This is a genomic window from Ensifer sp. R-19, assembly GCF_049905105.1.
Lineage (GTDB): Bacteria > Pseudomonadota > Alphaproteobacteria > Rhizobiales > Rhizobiaceae > Ensifer.
On the sequence record NZ_CP184569.1, the window covers coordinates 1,638,660 to 1,660,322 of the forward strand.

Annotated in this window: 19 protein-coding genes; 8 read left to right on the plus strand and 11 right to left on the minus strand. The window is 62.6% G+C overall.

What is annotated here, in order from left to right:
• Positions 1-49: 49 nt before the first annotated feature.
• Both alaS and recA read right to left on the minus strand, forming a co-directional pair.
• The gene (gene alaS, locus ACN9MO_RS08005) at positions 50-2,713 is read right to left on the minus strand and encodes an alanine--tRNA ligase (RefSeq protein ID WP_057248922.1); all 2,664 of its coding nucleotides are present in this window, start codon (positions 2,711-2,713) and stop codon (positions 50-52) included.
• Positions 2,714-2,941: 228 nt separating this feature from the next.
• Entirely contained in the window at positions 2,942-4,033 is a 1,092-nt protein-coding gene (gene recA / locus ACN9MO_RS08010; protein WP_057248921.1) for a recombinase RecA, read from the minus strand.
• Positions 4,034-4,354: 321 nt separating this feature from the next.
• On the opposite strand from recA, the gene ACN9MO_RS08015 reads away from it, so the two are divergent.
• Both ACN9MO_RS08015 and ACN9MO_RS08020 read left to right on the plus strand, forming a co-directional pair.
• Complete coding sequence (locus tag ACN9MO_RS08015; RefSeq protein WP_057248920.1) at positions 4,355-5,302, plus strand: carbohydrate kinase family protein; 948 nt, start codon at positions 4,355-4,357, stop codon at positions 5,300-5,302.
• A gap of 31 nt (positions 5,303-5,333) precedes the next feature.
• On the plus strand, positions 5,334-6,263 hold the full coding sequence (locus ACN9MO_RS08020; RefSeq protein WP_057248919.1) for a pseudouridine-5'-phosphate glycosidase: 930 nt from the start codon (positions 5,334-5,336) through the stop codon (positions 6,261-6,263).
• 99 nt (positions 6,264-6,362) lie between these two features.
• Here the strand turns inward: ACN9MO_RS08020 and cckA are convergent, their stop codons facing one another.
• Positions 6,363-8,990, minus strand: coding sequence for a cell cycle histidine kinase CckA (gene cckA, locus ACN9MO_RS08025; RefSeq protein ID WP_057248918.1), 2,628 nt, complete (start codon positions 8,988-8,990; stop codon positions 6,363-6,365).
• A 264-nt stretch (positions 8,991-9,254) separates the two neighbouring features.
• On the opposite strand from cckA, the gene ACN9MO_RS08030 reads away from it, so the two are divergent.
• Positions 9,255-10,256 (plus strand): flagellar biosynthetic protein FliO, encoded by a 1,002-nt coding sequence (locus tag ACN9MO_RS08030; RefSeq protein WP_057248917.1) that lies wholly within the window; start codon positions 9,255-9,257, stop codon positions 10,254-10,256.
• A gap of 126 nt (positions 10,257-10,382) precedes the next feature.
• On the opposite strand, the gene dksA is transcribed toward ACN9MO_RS08030, so the two are convergent.
• Positions 10,383-10,802 (minus strand): RNA polymerase-binding protein DksA, encoded by a 420-nt coding sequence (gene dksA / locus ACN9MO_RS08035; protein ID WP_034794589.1) that lies wholly within the window; start codon positions 10,800-10,802, stop codon positions 10,383-10,385.
• A 416-nt stretch (positions 10,803-11,218) separates the two neighbouring features.
• Between dksA and ACN9MO_RS08040 the strand changes: the two genes are divergently transcribed.
• The 3 genes from ACN9MO_RS08040 (at position 11,219) to ACN9MO_RS08050 (ending at position 14,447) form a co-directional block, all read left to right on the plus strand.
• Complete coding sequence (locus ACN9MO_RS08040) at positions 11,219-11,737, plus strand: SixA phosphatase family protein (protein WP_057248915.1); 519 nt, start codon at positions 11,219-11,221, stop codon at positions 11,735-11,737.
• A gap of 131 nt (positions 11,738-11,868) precedes the next feature.
• On the plus strand, positions 11,869-13,365 hold the full coding sequence (locus ACN9MO_RS08045) for a YcjX family protein (RefSeq protein ID WP_057248914.1): 1,497 nt from the start codon (positions 11,869-11,871) through the stop codon (positions 13,363-13,365).
• Positions 13,362-14,447 (plus strand): YcjF family protein, encoded by a 1,086-nt coding sequence (locus ACN9MO_RS08050; RefSeq protein WP_057248913.1) that lies wholly within the window; start codon positions 13,362-13,364, stop codon positions 14,445-14,447. Before ACN9MO_RS08045 ends, ACN9MO_RS08050 begins: the two co-directional genes overlap by 4 nt.
• A 120-nt stretch (positions 14,448-14,567) precedes the next feature.
• Here ACN9MO_RS08050 and ACN9MO_RS08055 read toward each other — a convergent pair whose 3' ends face one another.
• Together ACN9MO_RS08055 and ACN9MO_RS08060 are read right to left on the minus strand one after the other, a co-directional pair.
• Positions 14,568-15,359, minus strand: a complete 792-nt coding sequence (locus ACN9MO_RS08055; protein WP_057248912.1) for a molybdopterin-binding protein — start codon at positions 15,357-15,359, stop codon at positions 14,568-14,570.
• Positions 15,356-16,219 carry a cytochrome b/b6 domain-containing protein gene (locus tag ACN9MO_RS08060; RefSeq protein ID WP_057248911.1) on the minus strand — a complete coding sequence of 288 codons (864 nt, stop codon included), beginning with the start codon at positions 16,217-16,219 and terminating at the stop codon, positions 15,356-15,358. The genes ACN9MO_RS08055 and ACN9MO_RS08060 overlap by 4 nt, the downstream gene beginning before the upstream one ends.
• A gap of 237 nt (positions 16,220-16,456) precedes the next feature.
• Between ACN9MO_RS08060 and ACN9MO_RS08065 the strand changes: the two genes are divergently transcribed.
• Entirely contained in the window at positions 16,457-17,008 is a 552-nt protein-coding gene (locus ACN9MO_RS08065) for a hypothetical protein (protein ID WP_057248910.1), read from the plus strand.
• A gap of 89 nt (positions 17,009-17,097) precedes the next feature.
• Here ACN9MO_RS08065 and folK read toward each other — a convergent pair whose 3' ends face one another.
• From folK to folP, 3 genes are all read right to left on the minus strand, one after another.
• Positions 17,098-17,622 carry a 2-amino-4-hydroxy-6-hydroxymethyldihydropteridine diphosphokinase gene (folK, locus tag ACN9MO_RS08070; protein ID WP_057248909.1) on the minus strand — a complete coding sequence of 175 codons (525 nt, stop codon included), beginning with the start codon at positions 17,620-17,622 and terminating at the stop codon, positions 17,098-17,100.
• The gene (gene folB / locus ACN9MO_RS08075; protein WP_057248908.1) at positions 17,612-17,980 is read right to left on the minus strand and encodes a dihydroneopterin aldolase; all 369 of its coding nucleotides are present in this window, start codon (positions 17,978-17,980) and stop codon (positions 17,612-17,614) included. Before folB ends, folK begins: the two co-directional genes overlap by 11 nt.
• Positions 17,981-18,105: 125 nt before the next feature.
• Positions 18,106-18,957, minus strand: coding sequence for a dihydropteroate synthase (folP, locus tag ACN9MO_RS08080; RefSeq protein ID WP_057248907.1), 852 nt, complete (start codon positions 18,955-18,957; stop codon positions 18,106-18,108).
• Positions 18,958-19,064: 107 nt separating this feature from the next.
• On the opposite strand from folP, the gene ACN9MO_RS08085 reads away from it, so the two are divergent.
• A complete protein-coding gene (locus ACN9MO_RS08085) occupies positions 19,065-19,694 on the plus strand; it encodes a DUF922 domain-containing Zn-dependent protease (RefSeq protein ID WP_057248906.1) in 630 nt (209 codons plus the stop codon).
• Positions 19,695-20,226: 532 nt separating this feature from the next.
• On the opposite strand, the gene ACN9MO_RS08090 is transcribed toward ACN9MO_RS08085, so the two are convergent.
• Together ACN9MO_RS08090 and ACN9MO_RS08095 are read right to left on the minus strand one after the other, a co-directional pair.
• The gene (locus ACN9MO_RS08090) at positions 20,227-20,547 is read right to left on the minus strand and encodes a 2Fe-2S iron-sulfur cluster-binding protein (protein WP_057248905.1); all 321 of its coding nucleotides are present in this window, start codon (positions 20,545-20,547) and stop codon (positions 20,227-20,229) included.
• Between the two features lie 222 nt (positions 20,548-20,769).
• Positions 20,770-21,138, minus strand: coding sequence for an Hpt domain-containing protein (locus ACN9MO_RS08095; protein WP_057248904.1), 369 nt, complete (start codon positions 21,136-21,138; stop codon positions 20,770-20,772).
• Between the last annotated feature and the right edge of the window lie 525 nt (positions 21,139-21,663).

A 21,663-nucleotide genomic window follows, 5' to 3' on the forward strand; every position in this document is an offset into this window, starting at 1 on the left:
ACAAAAAAGGGCGCCGAAGTGGCGCCCTTCTAGTTTCTGTCTTTGACGGTTACCCGGCCAGTGCAACGGCCACGGCCTCGATGGCTTCGGCCGCCTTCTCACCATCCGGACCACCGGCCTGGGCCATGTCAGGACGTCCGCCGCCACCCTTGCCGCCGAGCGCGGCTGATGCGACGCGAACGAGGTCGACGGCGCTGAGCTTCGAGGTCAGATCGTCGGTGACGGCCACGACCGCACTCGCCTTGCCATCGCCGGACACGCCGACGAAAGCGACGACGCCAGAGCCGAGGCTCTTCTTGCCGTCATCGGCAAGGCTCTTCAGATCCTTGGGCTCGACGCCCGAGACGACCTTGCCGAGGAAACGAACGCCAGCGATGTCGCGGGCTGCGTCGGCGGAACCCGCCTCGCCGCCACCGCCGAGCGCCAGCTTCTTCTTGGCTTCGGTCAGTTCGCGTTCCAGCTTGCGGCGTTCGTCGAGCAGCGCCTCGACGCGGCCGAGCACGTCGCCCGGCTGAACCTTCAGCGTGTTGGCGAGTGTCTTCACGCGCTCGTCCTGCTCGTTGAGATAGGCGCGTGCGGCTTCGCCGGTCAGCGCCTCGATGCGGCGAACGCCGGCGCCGACTGCGCTTTCCGAAACGACACGGACGAGACCGATGTCACCGGTGGCCGACACGTGGGTACCGCCGCAAAGCTCGACGGAATAGGCGCGGTTGGCCTTGGAACCGTGAATGCCGCGGCCCATCGAGACGACGCGCACTTCGTCGCCATACTTCTCGCCAAAGAGTGCCATCGCGCCTTCGGCGATCGCATCGTCGACGCTCATCAGGCGCGTGGTCACCGGCGTGTTCTGCACGATGATCTCGTTGGCCATTTCCTCCACGATCTTCAGCTCTTCCGCCGTCATCGGCTTCGGATGCGAAACGTCGAAGCGCAGGCGTTCCGGGGCTACCAGCGAGCCCTTCTGGGCGACATGGGTGCCGAGCACTTCGCGCAGCGCCTCATGCAGCAGGTGGGTTGCCGAGTGGTTGGCGCGCAGGCGCGAGCGGCGCGCATGGTCGACGTCGAGCTGCGCGGCGTCGCCGGTCTTCACCGTACCTTCAGCAACGGTCGCGAAATGAACGAAGAGCCCCTCGCCGCGCTTCTGCGTGTCGGTCACGACAAGCTTGCCGGTTTCGGTGGTGATCGTGCCGGTGTCGCCCATCTGGCCGCCCGATTCGCCGTAGAACGGCGTCTGGTTGAGCACCACCTGGACCGTGTCGCCCTTGGCTGCCGAAGCGACGACGGCGCCGTCGCGCACGATCGCCTGGATCACGCCTTCGGCGGTCTCGGTGTCATAGCCGAGGAAGTCGGTGGCGCCGTGCTTTTCCTTGAGCTCGAACCAGATCGTCTCGGTCGCCGCTTCGCCCGAGCCGGCCCAGTTGGCGCGGGCTTCGGCCTTCTGGCGCTCCATGGCGACAGAGAAGGCGTCGGTATCGACGGTGATGCCCTTGGCGCGCAGGGCGTCCTGGGTCAGGTCGAGCGGGAAGCCGTAGGTGTCGTAGAGCTTGAAGGCGGTTTCGCCGTTGAACTGGTCGCCTTCCGAGAGATCGGCAGATGCGTCCGAAAGCAAGTTCAGACCGCGCTCCAGCGTCTTGCGGAAGCGGGTTTCCTCAAGCTTCAGCGTCTCGGAGATCAGCGCTTCTGCGCGCATCAGTTCCGGATAGGCGCGGCCCATCTGGCCGACCAGCGCCGGCAAGAGCTTCCACATCAACGGATCCCGGGCACCGAGCAATTGCGCGTGGCGCATGGCGCGGCGCATGATGCGGCGCAGCACGTAACCGCGGCCTTCGTTCGACGGCAGCACGCCGTCGGCAATCAGGAAAGCGGACGAACGCAGATGGTCGGCAATGACACGATGGCTGGCGCGCTGGTCGCCCTCGGCCTTGACGCCGGTTGCTTCCTCGGAAGCTGCGATCAGGGCGCGGAAAAGGTCGATGTCGTAGTTGTCGTGCTGGCCCTGCAGCACCGCTGCCAGGCGCTCGAGGCCCATGCCGGTGTCGATCGACGGACGCGGCAGGTTGACCCGCTCTTCCTTGGTGATCTGCTCGTACTGCATGAAGACGAGGTTCCAGATCTCGATGAAACGGTCACCGTCCTCGTCGGCCGAGCCGGGCGGTCCACCCCAGATATGGTCGCCATGGTCGTAGAAGATTTCCGAGCATGGGCCGCAGGGCCCGGTATCGCCCATGGCCCAGAAGTTGTCGCTCGTCGGAATGCGGATGATGCGGTCGTCGGAGAAGCCGGCGATCTTCTTCCAGAGATCGAAGGCTTCGTCGTCGGTGTGGTAGACCGTGACCAGCAGGCGCTTGGCGTCGAGGCCGTATTCCCTAGTGATCAGGTTCCAGGCAAGCTCGATGGCGTTCTCCTTGAAGTAATCGCCAAAGGAGAAGTTGCCGAGCATTTCGAAGAAGGTGTGATGGCGCGCGGTGTAGCCGACATTGTCGAGGTCGTTGTGCTTGCCGCCGGCGCGCACGCATTTCTGCGCGGTCACGGCCGTCGAATAGGGACGCTGTTCCAGGCCGGTGAAGACGTTCTTGAACTGCACCATGCCGGCATTGGTGAACATCAATGTCGGGTCGTTGCGCGGCACCAACGGGCTCGACGACACGACCTCATGACCGTTCCTGCGGAAATAGTCGAGAAAGGTCGACCGGATTTCATTCACGCCGCTCATCTTGCGTCCTATTCTAAAGCACCGATTCCGGCCCGGATCCGGCATCTGCCGCGCCACTAAGCCATTGTCCTTAAACCCCGTGGCCATCCATGATGGCCACGCCCTCCAACGCCCTCGGTCGCCGGAACCAAAGGCTTTTATCGTTCACGTATCATACTGTCCAGACGGCAGCAAAAAACCGGCCGTCATAGGACGACCGGTTCTCCGGAAGCTTCAGTTCCTGGTGTTTCACGCCTCGGCGGCGTCGTCGCTGCCGTCGTCGGGTTCCGGGCCGCCGTTTTCGAGGAACCGGTCGGCGATCAGGCCGGCGTTCTGGCGCAGCGCCGTCTCGATCTCACGCGCCAGGTCCGGGTTGTCGCGCAGGAACGTCTTGGCGTTCTCGCGGCCCTGGCCGAGGCGCTGGCTGTTATAGGAGAACCAGGCACCGGATTTCTCGACGATGCCGGCCTTGACGCCGAGATCGACGAGTTCGCCGGTCTTGGAAACGCCTTCGCCATACATGATGTCGAACTCGACCTGCTTGAAGGGCGGCGCCATCTTGTTCTTGACGACCTTGACACGGGTCTGGTTGCCGACGACCTCTTCGCGCTCCTTGACCGAACCGATGCGGCGGATGTCGAGGCGGACCGAGGCGTAGAACTTCAGCGCGTTGCCGCCGGTGGTGGTTTCCGGCGAACCGAACATGACGCCGATCTTCATGCGGATCTGGTTGATGAAGATGACCATGCAGTTCGACTTGGAGATCGACGCGGTCAGCTTGCGCAGCGCCTGGCTCATCAGGCGTGCCTGCATGCCCGGCAGGCTGTCGCCCATTTCGCCTTCGATTTCGGCGCGCGGCACAAGCGCTGCGACGGAGTCGACGACGAGAACGTCGATCGCACCGGAGCGCACCAGCGTGTCGGTGATCTCAAGCGCCTGCTCGCCGGTGTCCGGCTGCGAGATCAGGAGGTTTTCGAGATCGACACCGAGCTTGCGCGCATAGATCGGATCGAGCGCGTGTTCGGCGTCGACGAAGGCGCAGATGCCGCCCTTCTTCTGTGCTTCGGCGATCGTCTGCAGCGCCAGCGTCGTCTTACCCGAGCTTTCCGGGCCGTAAATTTCAACGATGCGGCCCTTCGGCAGGCCGCCGATGCCGAGCGCGATGTCGAGGCTGAGAGAACCCGTCGAGACGGTTTCGATCTCGATGATGCTGTCCTTCCCACCGAGCTTCATGATCGATCCCTTGCCGAACGACCGTTCGATCTGGGAAAGTGCCGCTTCAAGTGCCTTGCTTTTATCCACCGATTTGTCCTCTACGAGCCGCAAAGAGTTTTGTGCCATTTGGTCCACCTTTAGGTTATTGAAGCTACCGAGGCAATGAAGCCGCCGCAGGAGTTTTTGTACATGTTTTGTTCCGTATTTGCAAGAGCAGGACAATATATTGAAAAACAATGATTATCTTGGTTTCGTTCTTTTCATGTTCACGGGATTGAAACCATAGGTTCTCAAATGCGCGCAGTACGTCTTCAAACCTGCCCCTCAGGGCTTGGCCGATTCGCCTGAGACGAAGAGATCGGGCGCATGGGTCCTTGGAATTTGGACCTCGGCCATTGCAGAAAGCCAACAGATATTTCGGCCGATGGGCCAAGCAGAGGAACATTCATGACGGAAGCTGAAATCGCCGTCTTCGGCGGAGCGCATATCGACAGGCGCGGCCGCATATCGGGGACGACCGCACCGGGTTCCAGCAATCCCGGCACCTGGTTCGAAGAGGCTGGCGGTGGCGGCTTCAACGCGGCCCGCAACCTTGCGCGCCTTGGCCATGGCGTGCGCATGATCAGCACTCGCGGCGGCGATGCCGCCGGCGAGATGGTGACGGCGGCGGCGGCCGCAGCAGGGGTCATCGACAGCCCCCTCACTTTTCTCGATCGCCAGACGCCGAGCTACACCGCGATCCTTGAAAACGACGGCAATCTGGTGATCGCGCTCGCCGACATGCAACTCTACCGGCTGTTCTCGCCGCGACAATTGCAACGCCGGGCGCTCCGCGATGTCGTCGCCACGAGCAGGCTCGTGCTGACGGACGCCAACCTGCCGGAGGAAACGATCGCCGCGCTGGTCCAGTCGGCCGCGGGCAACGGGCGCCTCGTCGCCGGCATTGCCGTTTCGCCCGCCAAGGTCATCCGCTACCGGCCGTGCCTCCAGCATCTCTCCTTCCTGTTCATGAATGAATCCGAGGCACGGGCGCTGACCGGCAAGGACGCGGCCGAGGCGGAAGCATGGCCGGCGCTTTTGAGAAGCGCGGGCCTCAATGGCGGCGTGGTCACACGCGGCGGCCGCGCGGTCGTCGCCTTCGATGGCGACAGCATCTGCGTTGCCGTTCCGCCGGCGCTCCCGGCACTGGCCGACGTCACCGGCGCCGGTGATGCGCTTGCCTCCGGCTTCCTCTCCGCGCGCCTCGCCGGCTGCAATCTGACCGAGTGCCTGCGGCACGGCATCGCAGCCGCCGGAATCACATTGCGCTCTCCCTTGGCCGCATCCGAAGAGATGTCCGCGGCCAATCTCGAACAGGCGCTGGCTCTTGTGCCCACGCCCCAAATGCTGTCATGACAATTGCCAGCAGAACTCCCAAGGAAAGACCATGACCAAACCCGCTTCTCCCTCCCTGCCGATGGCATATTCCGACGAGGTCGCAGCCGCCAAGGCGCGTGGCGCGCCGATCGTGGCGCTGGAATCGACCATCATCACCCATGGCATGCCCTATCCCGGCAATCTGAACATGGCCCGCAGCGTCGAAGCGATCATCCGCGAACAGGGTGCCGTGCCGGCAACGATCGCCGTCATCCATGGCGTGCTGCATATCGGCCTTGATGACGCCAAGCTCGAGGAGTTGGCGAAGACGGAAGGTGCGATGAAGGTCTCGCGCGCCGACCTCGCGTTCGCGATCGCCGAGCGCCGCACGGGCGCAACGACCGTTGCCGCGACGATGATTGCCGCTGCCCGCGCCGGCATTCGCGTCTTTGCGACCGGCGGCATCGGTGGCGTGCACCGCGGCGCCGAACTCAGCTTCGACGTCTCCGCCGACCTCGACGAACTTGCCCGCACCGGCGTCATCGTCGTCTGCGCCGGCGCCAAGGCGATCCTCGACATTCCGAAGACGCTCGAAGTGCTCGAAACCCGCGGTGTCCCTGTCGTCACCTACGACAGCGAAGTCTTCCCGGCCTTCTGGTCGCGCGACAGCGGCCTCAAGAGCCCGCTGATGCTGAACAGCCCGGCGGCGATCGCCAACTTCCAGAACATGCGCGAACTGCTCGGCGTCGACGGCGGCATGCTGGTAGCCAATCCGGTGCCGGAAGAAAGCGAAATCCCGCGCGAAGAGATGGAAATCTACATCACCCGCGCGCTCGACAATGCCGAGAGCGACGAGATCACCGGCAAGGCCGTCACGCCTTACCTGCTCGACAATCTCTTCCACATGACCGAAGGCCGCAGCCTCGAGACCAACATCGCGCTGGTCGAGAACAATGCGCGCCTTGCCGGCGAGATCGCGGTCGCGCTCAACGCCAAGTAATTCCTATAGGATAACAGACGAAAAAGCCCGGCACGCAAGCGCCGGGCTTTTTCATGTCCGACTTCCACCGGCTGATGATTTCAGTGTCAGATCGCTGATCTAGGAGTCGAGCATTTCGCGCACGGAGACTGCGAGCTGCTTCAGCGAGAACGGCTTCGGCAGGAAGCCGAACTTCGCGTCGGCCGGCAGGTTGCGGGCAAAGGCGTCTTCGGCATAGCCGGAAACGAAGATGAACTTCAGGTCCGGGTACTTTTTGCGCAGCTCGGTCAGCAGCGTCGGTCCGTCCATCTCCGGCATCACCACGTCCGAAACGACGATATCGACCGCACCGTCGAGCTCGTCCATGATATCGAGCGCCTCGACGCCGGAGCCCGCCTCGTAGACTGTGTAGCCGCGCGTTTCCAGCATGCGCTTGCCGCCGCGGCGTACCGCCTCCTCATCCTCGACAAGCAGGACGACGGCTGAATCCCCGGTGAGATCGGCCGGCTCCTCGGTCTTTGCCGCCGGTGCTGCAATCGCCTGCGCTACCCGCGCCGGAGCCGCCTCCGCCGTTGTTGTCGCCGCCAGATTGGTCTCTTCGGCCACTACCGGCACCTCGATGTGGCGCGGCAGCAGGATGCGGAAGGTGGTGCCCTTGCCGACTTCCGATTCCGGATAGATGTAACCGCCCGACTGCTTGACGATGCCATAGACCATCGACAGGCCGAGACCAGTGCCCTTGCCGACTTCCTTGGTGGTGAAGAACGGTTCGAAAATCTTGTCGAGGATCTCCGGCGGGATGCCGGTCCCCTGGTCGGCGACCTCGACCATCACGAAATCGTCGTCCGGCAACTCGCGTCGTCCGAAGGACGCAACCTCGGCAGCGGGCAGGTTGCGCGTCCGAAGCGTGATCGTGCCGCCCTCGGGCATTGCGTCGCGGGCATTGACCGCCAGGTTCAGCAGCACCTGTTCGAACTGGCCGAGATCGGTCTTGACCGGCCAAAGATCGCGGCCGTAGTCCACCTCGACCTTGACGTTGGTTCCGGTCATGCGGTCGACCAGCATGCGCAGGTCGCCGATCACATCCGTCATATTGAGCACCGTCGGCCGCATCGTCTGCTTGCGCGAGAAAGCGAGCAATTGGCGCACAAGCACCGCAGCGCGGTTGGCGTTGCGCTTGATCTCCATGAGATCGGCAAAGCTCGGATCTGCCGTACGGGCCGACAGAAGCAGGTGGTCGGACGACAGCAGGATCGCCGTCAGCACGTTGTTGAAGTCGTGCGCGATGCCGCCGGCGAGCGTGCCCACGGCGTTCATCTTCTGGGTCTGCGCCATCTGGTTCTCGAGCGCCTTCTGCTCGGTGATTTCAAGCGCATGGATGATTGCCGCTTCCTCTGGCGACTGATCGCTCTGGTCGATCACGGCGTTGATATAGAAGCGGAAGTGGCGCTCGCCATCCTTCGGGTGCAGCGCATCGATCGGCGCGATGTCACCCTGCCGGTCCTTGGCTGCCGCCAACGCCTCGTGCAGTCGGCCCTTTTCGGTTTCGTGCACCACGGCTTCGATCAGCGCCCCGCGCTCGACGTCGTCCTGCGAGACGAGGCCGGAGAAGAGCTTCAGGAACGGCGCGTTGGTGCGCAGAATCCGGCCATTGCCATCGACGGAGGCGATCGCCATCGGCGTATTGTTGAAGAAGCGGGTAAAGCGCATTGCCGCGCTCGACGCCGATTGCTCGTTGTCCTCGCCGCCTTCGCGCGACATGACGATGGTGCGGCTTTCGCCGGGTGCCCCGTCGCGCGTCGAGGAGACCCGGTGGATCATGCGCACCGGCAGGCTCTGGCCGTTCAGCTTGCGCAGATCGAGGTCGAGCATCTTGGTTTTCTTCAGGCCAGGCTCCGCCTGCACGGCCTGAACCAGCGTCAGCCCCTCGCCGGCCACCAGGTCGCCGATGCTGATCGACCCCGGCTGGAACTTGGTCAGGTCGATGCCGAGCCAATCGGCGAGCGTGGCATTAATGTAGAAGATCTCGCCCTTGCGCCCGGCAGAGAAGAAGCCGGCCGGCGCGTGGTCGAGATAGTCGATCGCGTTCTGCAGTTCCTTGAAGAAGCGCTCCTGGTCGTCGCGCTCCGCCGTAATGTCGGCAATCTGCCAGAGATAAAGCGGATTGCGCTCGCTGTCTTCGAGCGGCAGCACCCGCGCCTTCAGCCGGAACCAATGGGCGCCGGAGCCGCTGGAGGTGCTGGTCGCGAGCGGCTTCAGCAGGCGGAATTCCTCATGCCCCTGCTTGCCCTCGTGTAGACCGTTCGTCAGCCGATAGATCGCTTCCGTCGCCTCGCGATTGCGCGATAGGATGGTTTCCAGCGACTGGATGCCGGCGGCGCTCTTGGCACCCGTCAGCGCGCCATAGGCGGCGTTGGCGTAGATGATCCGGCCCTTGCGGTCGGTGACGATCGTGCCGTCCTCATGGGCATCGAGAAAGGCGCGCGCCAGTTCGTCCGGGCGCGACTGCGGCATGACCTCGATGAAGCCGATGACGGAGGAGACGAGGAAGAAGATGCCGACCATGGCAAGAACGCCGAGGATGCCGAGAACGATCTCGTTTTCCATCTCGTTCTTGAAGATCACGAAGGCGATGGCTGACACGGTGAGGACGATCGCGAGCAGAACGATCCGCAGCACGGTGCCTGGCCTGACGCCACGGTCAACAACCGGCATCTGGTAGTCGCCTGACTGCCGCAATTTCGTCATCGGATCCTCTTATGCGGCCGGCACCGCGCGCGCGGGCCGGCACTTCCGGCCGGTATCCGCGTAATCCGCCGGGCGAAATCGGTCATTCCCGATAGGCCCTCGATCATTCGGACAAGAATCATCTTTAACAATCAGAGATAACAGCAAAAAGCACCTCTGCGGAAGCATTGCAGCCAATTCACAGGGAATGTCGGCGAAGTCCTTGTCCGGGCCCGAAAAAAGCCGTCAAATACTGGCACTCGAAAGGCAGAAGGAGTTCAGCCTATGATGGAAACGATCATCGCAGACAATGGCAGCCGGTTCGTCATCGCCGCCGCAGCCGTCGCGATCGGACTTCTCTGCCTCGTGGCCGTGCTCTGGATCATGCGCAATCGCCCCTCCTCGCCCTTCATTCGCGGCGGCAAGAACCGCCAGCCGCGCCTTGCCGTGCTCGATGCCGCTGCCGTCGACACCCGTCGCCGCCTGGTGCTCGTGCGCCGCGATGATGTCGAGCATCTGATCATGATCGGCGGCCCGACGGATATCGTCATCGAGAGCCGGATCGGTGCGCCCGAGGAGCGTGCGGCCGTCGCGGAGCGCAAGGTAGCGGAACCGCTGGCAGTGGACAGCCGGCCGGCAACGCGAGAGCTTCCGCAACAAGCCGCACCTTCGTTTGAAGCTGAAACCGTCGCCGCCGTAACGCCGGTCCGCCCCGTTGCCCAACCGGGGGAACAACCGGTCACCCGTATCGAGCCGGCCGCGCCGCCGCGCGTTGTCGTGGAGCAGCGCCCGGTCGCCGCACCCGTCCTTGCGGCCGAACAACGTCCGCCTGTCCGTCCGTCCGTGCAGCAGGCTCCGGAAATCCCGGCTGTCACGGCCGCTTCGGCGCCCCAGTCGAACTTCGAAATCGCCATAAACAGGTCCGCACCGGCGGTCCAGCAAGTCCAGGCGCAGCCAATCCCCGTACAACCCGTGCAGTTGCAGCGCCCGGCCCCCACCATCCAGCAGCCCCAGCCGGCGCCGGCCACTGCCCTCACGGATTTCGAGCGCCTGCTCGATGCGGAGATCAGCGGCGACCTGCAGCGTCTTGGCCCGGCCACGGTACCGAACCCAGGCACCGTTGCCTCCACGAACATGGTGGCACCGGAGAGCCGCTCCCTGGCGCCATCCGGCCGTCAGGAGCCGACGCTTGGCGCCCCCGGCGCCGAAGGCGGCCGCAAGGAGCCGACCATCGAAGAAGAAATGAACCGTATGCTGGCCGATATCTCCGCCGGCCGGAAGCCATAGCTTCCCCTCGCGGGTGACGCCGCTGGGCATCGCGAAGCGGTCCACCCTTGGTAAGCAATCGGTCCAAAAGAAAAAGGCGCGGTTTGAGCCGCGCCTTTTTTCAGACAGTTCCGATAGTCGGATATCCTATTCGTCCCGGTAGACCTTTTCCCGACGCTCGTGACGCTCTTGCGCCTCGATCGACAGGGTTGCGATTGGCCGTGCGTCCAGCCGCTTCAGGCCGATTGGCTCACCGGTCTCTTCGCAGTAGCCGTAGGTGCCTTCATCGAGCCGTTGCAGCGCCGCGTCGATCTTGGAGATCAGCTTGCGCTGACGGTCCCGGGCTCTGAGCTCAATTGCCCGATCCGTTTCGGAAGAAGCCCTGTCTGCGAGATCGGGATGATTGGCGCTCTCCTCTGCCAAGTGATCCAGTGTCTCGCGTGCCTCACGAAGGATGTCATTTTTCCAAGCATTCAACTTGGCCCGGAAATACGCCCGGTGGTTGGCATTCATGAATTCATCGTCCTCGGACAGGACGAAGGTACTAAGATCGATCTTCTCACTCAACGCGATTCTCCTGAAGAACATCTCATTGCGGCGCTGTATAGACCTATGGAAGCCTCGATTCAAGCCTCGGAACAGGCACTCAACCGTATTTTAATATTGCTCGCGATTCAGGCTAACTGACGAATATTTCATCAAAATTACACATTGGAACTTGAATTCCTGCTTGTACGTACCGCTGCGTCCGGCCGTCCTCGCTGAAAAGTGAGACTGATGTGTTTGCGTCATTGGATCGCCTGATCGCGACCGCGGCAAAGCGCAGCAGCTTGCCGATCCCCGGAAAAAAGCAGCCGGCAGCTTGATCTTTGCGGTTCCCGAGGGAAAAAGTGGAGGTCTGCCGGGCGACGCGCAAGCTGTGCCCGGACAACACCATTCGACCCTGCCGCCACAAGCGACAGGCAGCCACCGGAAACCGCTCGATGCAAGACAGCGCCCCCAAGGCCCTTCGCCTTTACCTTCTGCGGCACGCGCGTTCCGGCTGGGCGTTGCCCGGGCAACGCGACTTCGACCGGGCGCTGGACGAGGTCGGTTATGTCGATGCGGAACGGCTCGCGCAGATGGCTGTCGACCGCGGCATCCGCCCCGAGCGCATCCTCTGTTCCACCGCCGTGCGCTGCCGCGAAACCGCCGAACCGTTCTTTCGCACCGTCAGCGAAAGTCTCGATATTCGTTACATCGATGCACTCTATTCGGGACCGGCAACGGTCTACTTCGACCTCATCGACGCCCATCGGCATCTGAATTCGCTGATGCTGGTCGGGCACAACCCGATGATCGAGCAATTGCTTCACCGGCTGGTCGGAGACGACGCCGCGCGTGAGGCGTTTGCCTACGGTTATCCGCCGGCGGGGCTTTCGATCCTCGACCTGCCCGCCGTCGCGCCGAAAGATGGCGCAGCGGTCGCGACATTGGTCTCGATCCTGCTGCCCAACCAATAGAAGAATTGCCGGGTCCTCGTTGCGACCGGGGAAATATTGCCTATATCGCGGTGGCTGCCTGCGTGCGACAGTTCTGCCGGACGACGCCAGCAGAACGCCCCACGGAACTACGCCGCAAGAAAGAGCAAGATTTGGCGCCCAACCTGACCAGCTTCAAAGACGACGCCCTGATTGCGCTCGACAATCTGACCGACCGAGCTTCCGGCCTCGTCAATCCCTCCATCCGCCTCGGTGTCACCGGCCTGTCGCGCTCCGGCAAGACGGTTTTCATCTCGTCGCTGGTGCACAATCTCCTGAACGGCGGACGCCTGCCGGTGTTCGAGCCGGTGCGTTCCGGGCGGGTCTCGAAGGTCAGGCTTCAACCGCAGCCGGACGATGCCGTACCGCGCTTCCAATACGAGGACCACATCGCTGCCCTGGTGCGCGATCGCATCTGGCCGGATTCGACCCGCGCCATTTCGCAACTGCGCATCACGATCGACTATGAGAGTGCCAGCGGCTGGAACCGGCTGTTCTCTCCCGGCCGCCTGTCGCTCGATATCGTCGATTACCCCGGTGAGTGGTTGCTCGATCTGCCCCTGCTGGCACAGGATTTCCGCGCGTTCAGCAACAACGCCGTGGCACGCGCCCATGCCGCCAGCCGGAGCACCTTTTCGGCGGAGTGGCTGACGCTGGCCGCTTCGGCCGGACCGACGGCCGTTGCCGACGAGGCGAGCGCCCGCAGGCTTGCCGAAAGTTTCACGGGCTATCTGAGGGCCTGCAAGGCGGACGAACGCTCTCCTTCGACCCTCCCGCCTGGCCGCTTCCTGATGCCGGGCGATCTCGAGGGGTCACCGGCACTCACCTTCTCGCCGCTTCCCGATCTCCCGGATGGCCGCGCACCGAAAGGTTCGCTCTGGGCGATGATGGAGCGGCGCTACGAGGCCTACAAGAAGCATGTGGTGAGCCCGTTCTTTCGCGAACACTTCGCACGGCTCGACCGCCAGATCGTACTGGTCGATGCGCTTCAGGCGATCAACAACGGTCCGGAAGCGCTGCTCGATCTCGAGCAGGCGCTTGCCGACGTGCTCGCCTGCTTCCGCCCGGGAACCAACAGCTGGCTCTCCTCCTTCCTGACACGCCGGATCGACAAGGTGCTGATCGCCGCGACGAAGGCGGATCATCTGCATCACGAAAGCCACGACCGGTTGGAGCGCATCGCCGCGCGCCTGGTCGATCGCGCCGCGCAGAGCATCGGCATGAGCGGCGCCGGCCTCGAGGTCATGGCGCTTGCATCCGTCAGGGCGACCCGCGAAGCGACCGTCAACCACGACGGCCATGCGCTGCCGGTGATCGTCGGCACCCCGATCGCCGGCGAGGAGATCAACGGCGAAATCTTTGACGGCGAGAAGAAAACCGCAATATTTCCCGGTGACTTGCCGGAAGATCCTGAAGTGCTCTTCAAGGCGATCGAGATGCAGTCGGGCGGAACGACCTTCGTCGAAAGCGCCCACCCTCGGCCAGAGCTCAGCTTCGTCCGCTTCCGCCCGCCGCATCTCGAAGAAACCGGCGGCGGCTTAAAACTGTCGGTACCGCATATCCGTCTCGACCGAGCCATGCAATTTCTGTTCGGAGACCGGCTCGCATGAGTGACGATAGTAACGGCCGCAGCCGCCGACCCGGCGCCTTTTCGGTTGGAGAGGAGAAGCCTGTCCAGGCCGCCCCACAGTCGCGCGTCCCGCGTTCGCCCGCGAGCTTCGATGACAATGTGGTGCTGACGCCGGATGCGGAAGATCCGTTCCGCGAGACCACGCTGGCGGTCGAGGCGCTCGCGTTGCCGGAAGCAAGCCCGCGCAAGCGTCGCCTGTCGGTCGGCAAGATCGCGATCGGCGCTCTCGGCATCATTCTCTCGCTGGCCGCCGGCCTTTGGGTCGACCGCCTGCTGCGCGATCTCTTCACCCGCGCCGATTGGCTCGGTTACACCGCCCTTGCCGTCGTCGCGATCGGACTGCTGGCGCTGCTGATCGTCGTTGCCCGCGAGCTCTCCGGGATGATGCAGCTTACCGCCATCCAGAAGCTGAAATCGGAAACGGAGGCTGCAGCGACCTCGGGCAACACCAAGCGCGCGCGGTCGGCGCAGACGAAGCTAGTCCATCTGCTGGCCAGCAATCCACGAACGGCACGCGGCCGCACGCGGCTGAAGGAAACCGAGGGCGAGATCATCGATGGGCCGCATCTGATCGAACTCACCGAACGCGAACTCCTGAGCCCGCTCGACCGCGAGGCCCGCCGCCTCATTCTTGCCGCCTCGAAGCGCGTATCGATCGTCACAGCCGTCAGCCCGCGTGCCTTGGTCGACCTCGGCTATGTGCTTTACGAATCCGCTCGCCTGATCCGCGCCATGGCCGAACTCTACGGCGGCCGCCCCGGCACGCTCGGTCTGCTGCGGCTCATGCGCGACGTCATCGCCCACCTTGCCGTCACCGGCTCGATCGCCGCCGGCGACAGCCTCATCCAGCAGGTGCTTGGCCACGGCCTCGCCTCGAAGCTCTCGGCGCGTCTTGGCGAAGGCGTGATCAACGGCCTGATGACAGCGCGCATCGGCATCGCGGCCATGGACCTTTGCCGTCCGATGCCGTTCCGCGCCTTGAAACGCCCGGGTATCGGCGATTTTCTGGCCGACTTAAGTCCGGGTGCCGGGCGCGCCGGCAGCGAAGGCGGCGAGAAATAGGGCATGTTCGGTTGACACTGGAGCATCCCGCTTTCAAGTCGAATCACGTGAAAGCGGAAAGATGCTCCAGAAACAAAGTGCCAGGGCGACCTTAGTGCGTTCATCTGAACGCGCGGCGCTCTAGATACCGGCATACCAGTCGTAGCCGAGATCTTCCCAATAGCCGCCGCGTCCTCCGCCAATCGTCGAGAGATCGGAGACGACTTCGATCGCCCGGATGTACTTCGCCATCTTGTAGCCGAGCTGGCGCTCGATGCGCACGCGCAACGGCGCGCCGTTGGCGACCGGCAGCGCAGAGCCGTTCAGGCCATAGGCCAGGATCGTCTGCGGATGGCGGGCGTCGATCATGTCGATCGATTCATAGTAGGCTGCCGAGCCCGCAAGCCCGAGCGACATGCTGTCGAAGCAATGGAAGACAACGTAACGTGCGTCGCTCTTCACGCCTGCCTCATCCAGCACGCGGGCCAGCGGCACGCCCGTCCACTTGGCGACGCAACTCCAACCTTCGACGCAGTCATGCCGTGTGATCTGCGTGCGTGACGGCATGTTGCGGAGTTCGTCGAGCGTCAGTTGCATCGGTCGCTCCACTAGCCCCGAGACATTGAGCCGATAGGCAGCAAACTCCGCGTCCTTCAGCGCGAGATAAGCCGGGTCGGTCGGGTCCGTCGAGCCGTTCGGCCGCTGCCCCTGACGGATCTCGCTTTCCGAGAACTCCGGTGCGAGCCGATCCACGGGGATCAAAAGTCGCTGCAACCGGTAGGTCAGTGTGTTGGCCGATGCGAGAAAGCCACGCACCGGATCGTCGCCCGCAAGCAACCCATCGAGCATATCGCAGCCGGCAAGCGGAACGGTGGATGCAGCCACCCCGGCGATGCCCATGAAACGACGGCGACTGACGAACAAGCGCGTCATCTCGCATTCCCTCCCTTGTGTCGATCGTCGAGACGGTAGCGGCCGGTAATCATCGACCGCATCTCGTTGATCGGCCCGGCGGCAAACACCATGAACAGGTGCACGACGAAGAACCCGACGAGAAGGAGCATAACGACGAAGTGGATCGTGCGGGCCGTCTGCCTCCCGCCGAAGAGGTCGAGCAGCCACGGCCAGGCAGCGTTCATGCCAGGTGACATCGTCAGGCCCGTCAGGATCATCAGCGGGAAAAACAACAGGAGAACAAGCGCGTAGGAGAGTTTCTGCAAGCTGTTGTAGCGCCCATCGTGGTCGAAGTGAAAGCGAATGTGCTCGGTCAAGGTGTGCGGCAACGCGCGGATATCGCCCCAGCCGGGAAGGATATCGCGCCTCAGGTGCCCATTGATCACGCTTGCCATGAACCAGATGGCGTAGACCGTCGCAAAGACCCAGGCGAAGAAGAAATGCACGACCCGTCCCGTAGCAAGGTCCTGGTAAGATGGCACAGTCAGCCAGGCGGGAAAGGCCCTGTAGGCGCGTACCTGCTTGGCCCCGCTGACGCCGAGGACGCCGGTGGTATCGAAGTTTCGCCCCAACACGGTCGTTATACCCCGGACCTCGCCATTCCGGTCGCGACTCGGCTGGATTGAAAAGACGCCGTTGTCGAAAGCGAAGCCGGATTGCTGGCCAATATAGAGCGCCGGATGCGCGTTGAAGATTTGCAGGCCGCTGAGCAGCAGCAAGAACAGGGCCACCGCCCACGCCCAATGGGTAAGACGCGTGACAAGTCGGTGCCGCCGGATCGTCAGTCTTGCCTGCGCGCGTGTCGTGATCGTCTGGGGATCATATTCCGTCGTGTTCATGGGAAATCTCCCGTTTCCCATGACTATACGTAGGGCGGTCGGGACAAGTTTCACGCGCGTCCGCTGCGCCCGCGAGAGCACTTCCGTCCGGTCAATCCGACACGCCGCAAACCCTGTGAGCAATCGCTCCAACGGCCACAAAGAAGCCGCAACATCAGGTGCCCGGAAACCGTCCGTTAACCATTTTCGCGCAAATGTGGCTTCCAGTTTCGGACGTTGACCCATCAAGGATCGTTTATGTTCTCGCGCCCCTCTTTGATCGCTCGCGGCACAGCCGCCATCGCGCTTGCGGCTACCGTCGGCGTTGCGACGCCAGCCCTTTCCGGCGCCAAGGACAAGGCCTTCTTCGAGAAGGTTGCCGGCCAGTGGAAAGGCCCGGGCGAGATCGTCGCCGGCAAATACAAGGGCACCAAGTTCACCTGCGATCTCTCCGGCGAACCGGTTGCCGGTGACGACACGGGCATTAAGCTCGACGGCTTCTGCCGCGTCGGCGTGTTCAAGCAGCCTATGTCGGCGGTGATCACCCGCAAGGGCAACAGCTACAGCGGCAAGTTCCTCGACGGCGCCGAAGGCAAGGGTCTCGATGTCGTTTCCGGCAATGTCGCCAAGGACAAGGTCGTCGTCGGCATCAACCGCAAGAAGCTGAACGGCGCCATGATCGCCCGCCTTCAGGACGATCAGACAATGAACATCACCATTTCGGTCAAGGTCGAGGAGACGATGGTGCCGGTCATCGGCGTCAGCCTCAACCGCCAGCTCGATGCGATTGCCGTCGGCTCGATCAAGTAACTCCAAAGCACAGTCAAACAATAAAGCCCCGGCAGTATTTGCCGGGGCTTTATCGTTTTAAAAAGGTCTCGTCGACTTGATGGGATCGGTCAGGTGTCTGCGCGCCACCAGGTCATATCGCCATCGGCAACCTCGATGCCTGCCACGTCCGCCCCACCCAACCAGTCGCCGACCGTGCGTCCGCGCACCGGCAAGTCGGCGGCGATGTCGGCAAGCGGCATCAGCACGAAACCCCGGTCCGTCATTCTCGGGTGCGGCAGTTCCAGCCGTGTTTCAGCCTGGGCCACCGCTTCATAGGTCAGAACGTCGATATCCAGCGTGCGCGGTCCCCAGCGCTCGTCACGCACCCGCTTCATCGAACGTTCGATGTCGAGACACGTATCGAGCAAAGCCTCGGGCTTCAAAGTCGTCCTGACCTGAGCGCAGGCGTTGAAGAACCAGGCCTGATCGGTCTTTCCCCACGGCGGTGTGCGATAAAGCCGCGACACGGCCTCGACGACGCAGTCGTCGCGCGCATCGAGAGCCCGCAGCGCCTCGGCCATGGCCCTGCGCGGATCGCCGAGGTTGCCGCCGAGGCCGAGTGTAGCGACCCGCCAGCCCGCCTCAGACGACATGCTCGACCGTCACTTCGACATAGTCGAGCACGCCGGGCACGGGCGCGTTCGGCTTGCGGATCGAGACCTTGGCGCGCTTGATCTGCGGAAACCGCACGCAGAGAGTCTTGGCGACTTCCAGCGCCAGCGCCTCGATCAGATAGCGGCGGCGCCCCGTGACGATGCGCTCGATCTCCTGAAAGGCAATACCGTAGTGGACGGTGTCTTCGATCGAATCATCGACGAGCGCCGTTCCCTGCTCGACTTCGAGCTCGGCATCCACAAAAAAGCGCTGCCCGAGGAGCTCTTCTTCGTCGAAGACGCCATGGCGCGCGAAGAAGGCACAGTTCTTGAGAGTGATTGTGTAAGTCGGGCTCATGCTTCTCCGTCCCGTCGGCTTTTTTGGGATCACGCTGATATTGGGTCAGGCCGACCTAATTCATCACGTGATCGATTCTGGTCAGTTGCAGTCGGATGCGGGAAAAGAGCCGCACGCGCTTTTCCTCATTCCGCCCTGGCCTTGAGCATAGCATCGGCCATGGCCAGCGCATCCCTGCTGTTTGCGACATCGTGTACGCGGAAAATCGAGGCGCCGGCAGCACGCAGCAGCGCGGTGGTCGCCGCCGTCGCCACATCCCTGTCGCCCGCCTCGCGGCCGCTCACCGCCCCAACGAAGCGCTTCCGGGACGTTCCGACCAGGAACGGAAGCTCGAAACGGTGCAACTCGGCAAATCGCGCCATGAGTTCGAGGTTTTCATCCGTATCCTTGGCAAAGCCGAAGCCCGGATCCAAGACGATATGGTCGCTCGTGACACCAGCGGCTTCGGCAATTTCGAGGGACCGTTCGAGGAAATGGAACTGATCGTCGATCACGTCGGCGAGCTTTTGCCGGTCGCGGCCCGTATGCATGATGCAGAGCCCTGCTCCGGTATCCGCGGCAACGGTCGCGATATCCGGCTCGCGCTGCAGGCCGTGCACGTCATTGACGATGTGCGCGCCTGCCTCGACCGCCAGCCGAGCCGTCGAGGCCCTGTAGGTATCGACCGAGATCAACGCATCGGTGTCGCGGCTGAGCGCGGAGATCACCGGCAGGATGCGCGCCTGCTCCTCCTCGGCGCTCACTGTCGCCGCATCCGGCCGGGTCGATTCACCGCCGATATCGAGGATCAATGCGCCCTCCTCAAGGCACCGCACGCCCTGCGCTGCCGCTGCAACAGCATCGATGAAACGTCCGCCATCGGAAAAAGAATCCGGGGTAACATTGACGATCGCCATCAAAACGCCACGCGGCCCGAGTTCCAGGCTGCGCCCATGCGCCAGCTTCCAGCTAATTTTCTGAAATGGATTGTAAGTCATTTTCCCTCACGATCCGCATTCGGCCGAGAGCCCTCGATTTGCTGTTGCGCCGGTCGTGGCTATGCCCCAAGCTTGATCGAAGTTCAACTGAAGAGAACCACGCATTGATGTCCCGAGTACTCGTCCCGTTCAAAGCCGCCCTCCTCGCTCTCCTGGTCGCCGCCCCCTTGAGCGCTGCGTCGGGCGAAACCGTGATCAACAAGAGCTTTTCCTATTTCACGATCGGTGGACGGACTGCGGAGGAACTCGACAAGGCGCTTTCTGCCGGCGGCCCGATGATGAAATCCACCGGCGCGCGCCACCCGGGCGCCACCCGGATAAAGTTCGGCGGCTCCATCACCTACGTCAACCGTGGCGGCCGCTGCGCGGTCGGCTCGGCGCGCGTAACGCTCAGCACCCGCATCATTCTGCCGCGCTGGAAATACCGCCGTCAGGCCGGTCGTGACCTGGCTCTGGTCTGGGACACACTCTCGAGCGACATCAAGCGCCATGAGGAGCGGCACGCCGAAATTGCCCGCAACCACGCCCGCCGCATGGAAAAGATGTTCCTCGCCCTGAAGCCGGAAGCGGATTGCGAACGCATGCAGGCAAGCGTCGCGCGGGTCAGCATCACGGCAATCGAAGCGCACGACAAGGATCAGGCGCGCTTTGATCGCACCGAAGCCGCCAATTTCGACAAGCGCATGATCCGGCTTTTGCAATACCGGCTCGAAGCGCTGAAGAAAGTGCAACAATAGGTAGCGGCGCCCATACCCTGAAGAAGAGCCTGACTATAGTCGGGCTCGCCGCGATTTCAGCGGCAATACCCACAGTATTTTATTGGTGAAATATAACGATGGCTGGCTGCCGCCGACTCATCTATATTGAAACCATGGAGCGAGGGGCCGGGATAAAGACTAGCCTCCGCCGAATGAGCGGGTTAAGCGCGGCGCAGTAGTTTTGCGAAGAGCTTAAATGTTGCCGTTACTTTAGTTTAGGCGGCGTTGTTCAATATTAAAAAGAAGAAACTGAACAGCGAGGCCAACGTGGGTTCTCCTGGCGTGTCTTGGTGCTGCAGATGTCCCCTCCCTCATCTGTCAGCGATGCGCCCTCCTCGCCTCGCTTGTCCAACGACTGGCGAGGCGCTTTTTTTGTGCGTCAGCTACAAATTGGCAAGGCGCCGCAGTACGGCGCGGAGGGCTAAGACATGTCGCGCAAAACTGCGCAGCGGTTTTGCGCCAACGACATGAGAAAGCGCGAGGAGCGAAACAAAAAAGATCGCGGCGCGCTTTAGGCCTGACGCTCCGGCACATGCACGACGAGACCGTCGAGTGCGTCGCTCATCTTGATCTGACAGGAAAGCCGCGACGTCGGCCGGACATCGTAGGCAAAGTCCAGCATGTCTTCTTCCATGGCTTCCGGAGCGCCAACGACAGCCGACCAGGCGTCGTCGACATAGACATGACAGGTCGCACAGGCGCAGGCTCCGCCGCATTCGGCTTCGATGCCGGGAACCGAATTGCGAACGGCATTTTCCATGACCGTCGAGCCGTTTTCGACATCAAGTTCATGGCGCGCGCCATCAAAGGCAACGATCGTAAGTTTTGTCATGTCTCTTTCCGGAATGAACTGCTGGGACTGGCAAGGCGCAAAGCCTGTTCAGAACGCACGCCGCTCGGGCGCAAATTCAGTGGAAGTTCTTCCAACAAATCCGCCGGCCAGTCAACAACGGCAATCGCCGGGTGCCTCGCGCGCAGCAGGCGCGAGGCCGCTATCTTGAAATGTGGGACGCCGGGAGAGCGTTGGCCGTCTCCGGCGACGTCGGGCCGCGATTTAGCGGCTGAGCTTCAATATGAAGAGCTCGGCCTCCAGCACAGCGGCCGAAAGCGTGTCGGAGAGCGAGGCGTCTGCCGGGTCCTGCTCGATCGCGCCGGCAATGCTGGCAACATCGACGGCGCCGACTGCAAGTGCAGCGCCCTTCAGCCGATGGGCAGCCTGAGCGCGAAGCGTGCTCTCTCCCTCGACGATCTCTTTCATGACCTGGCGCGCCTGGCGCGCGAAGAGTTGCAGCACTTCTATTTCAAGTGCCTTGTCACCCATCGTCTGTGCCGCAAGGTGGGCGAAGTCGATCGGCTTCTTGCCGGTCGCTGCAGAGTTTCCCGGGGTGTCCGGAGCTTCGAAGGCAATCCTGAGGGCCGCCATGAGCCAAATTCCCTATTGTTTATTGCATGTTGGTCTTGTTTTCGGTGTCGCCATATTGCCCACACCTACACGCGCAAACTCAGATACACATCCTTTGCGGGTGCGGGCTGCTATCAGCTTAAATCGGGGCGCAATATGGGCAGGAATCTGGGGAAATGGTTAACGGCTGTTAAACCGTCTGATTTCCTTGTATTTTCTGGCTTTGGCACCGCTATCGCATTAAGATTTCATTAGGATTTTAATCAAGCCCGAGCGCTCATAATTGTAAGAACCCAGCTAATGTGTCACTACGATACGCTTAGGAACTTGCCTGCGTACGAAAATGGCAACCGTTCCGGTGGATAAGCTCAACTCGTGGTCCCTTTCGGCCACAAATGTGACTATCCGTCGAGGCAATGCAGTGTGTGATCAGTAGGGTATTGCGTAGATCCGATGCGCGTATCTTGCCGTCACAGCCCGCGAGGAAGGAGCCGGCCCGCCCGTTGTGCGCGATCGCTGGCAGCTTTGTCGCTGGCAAAAGGTAAT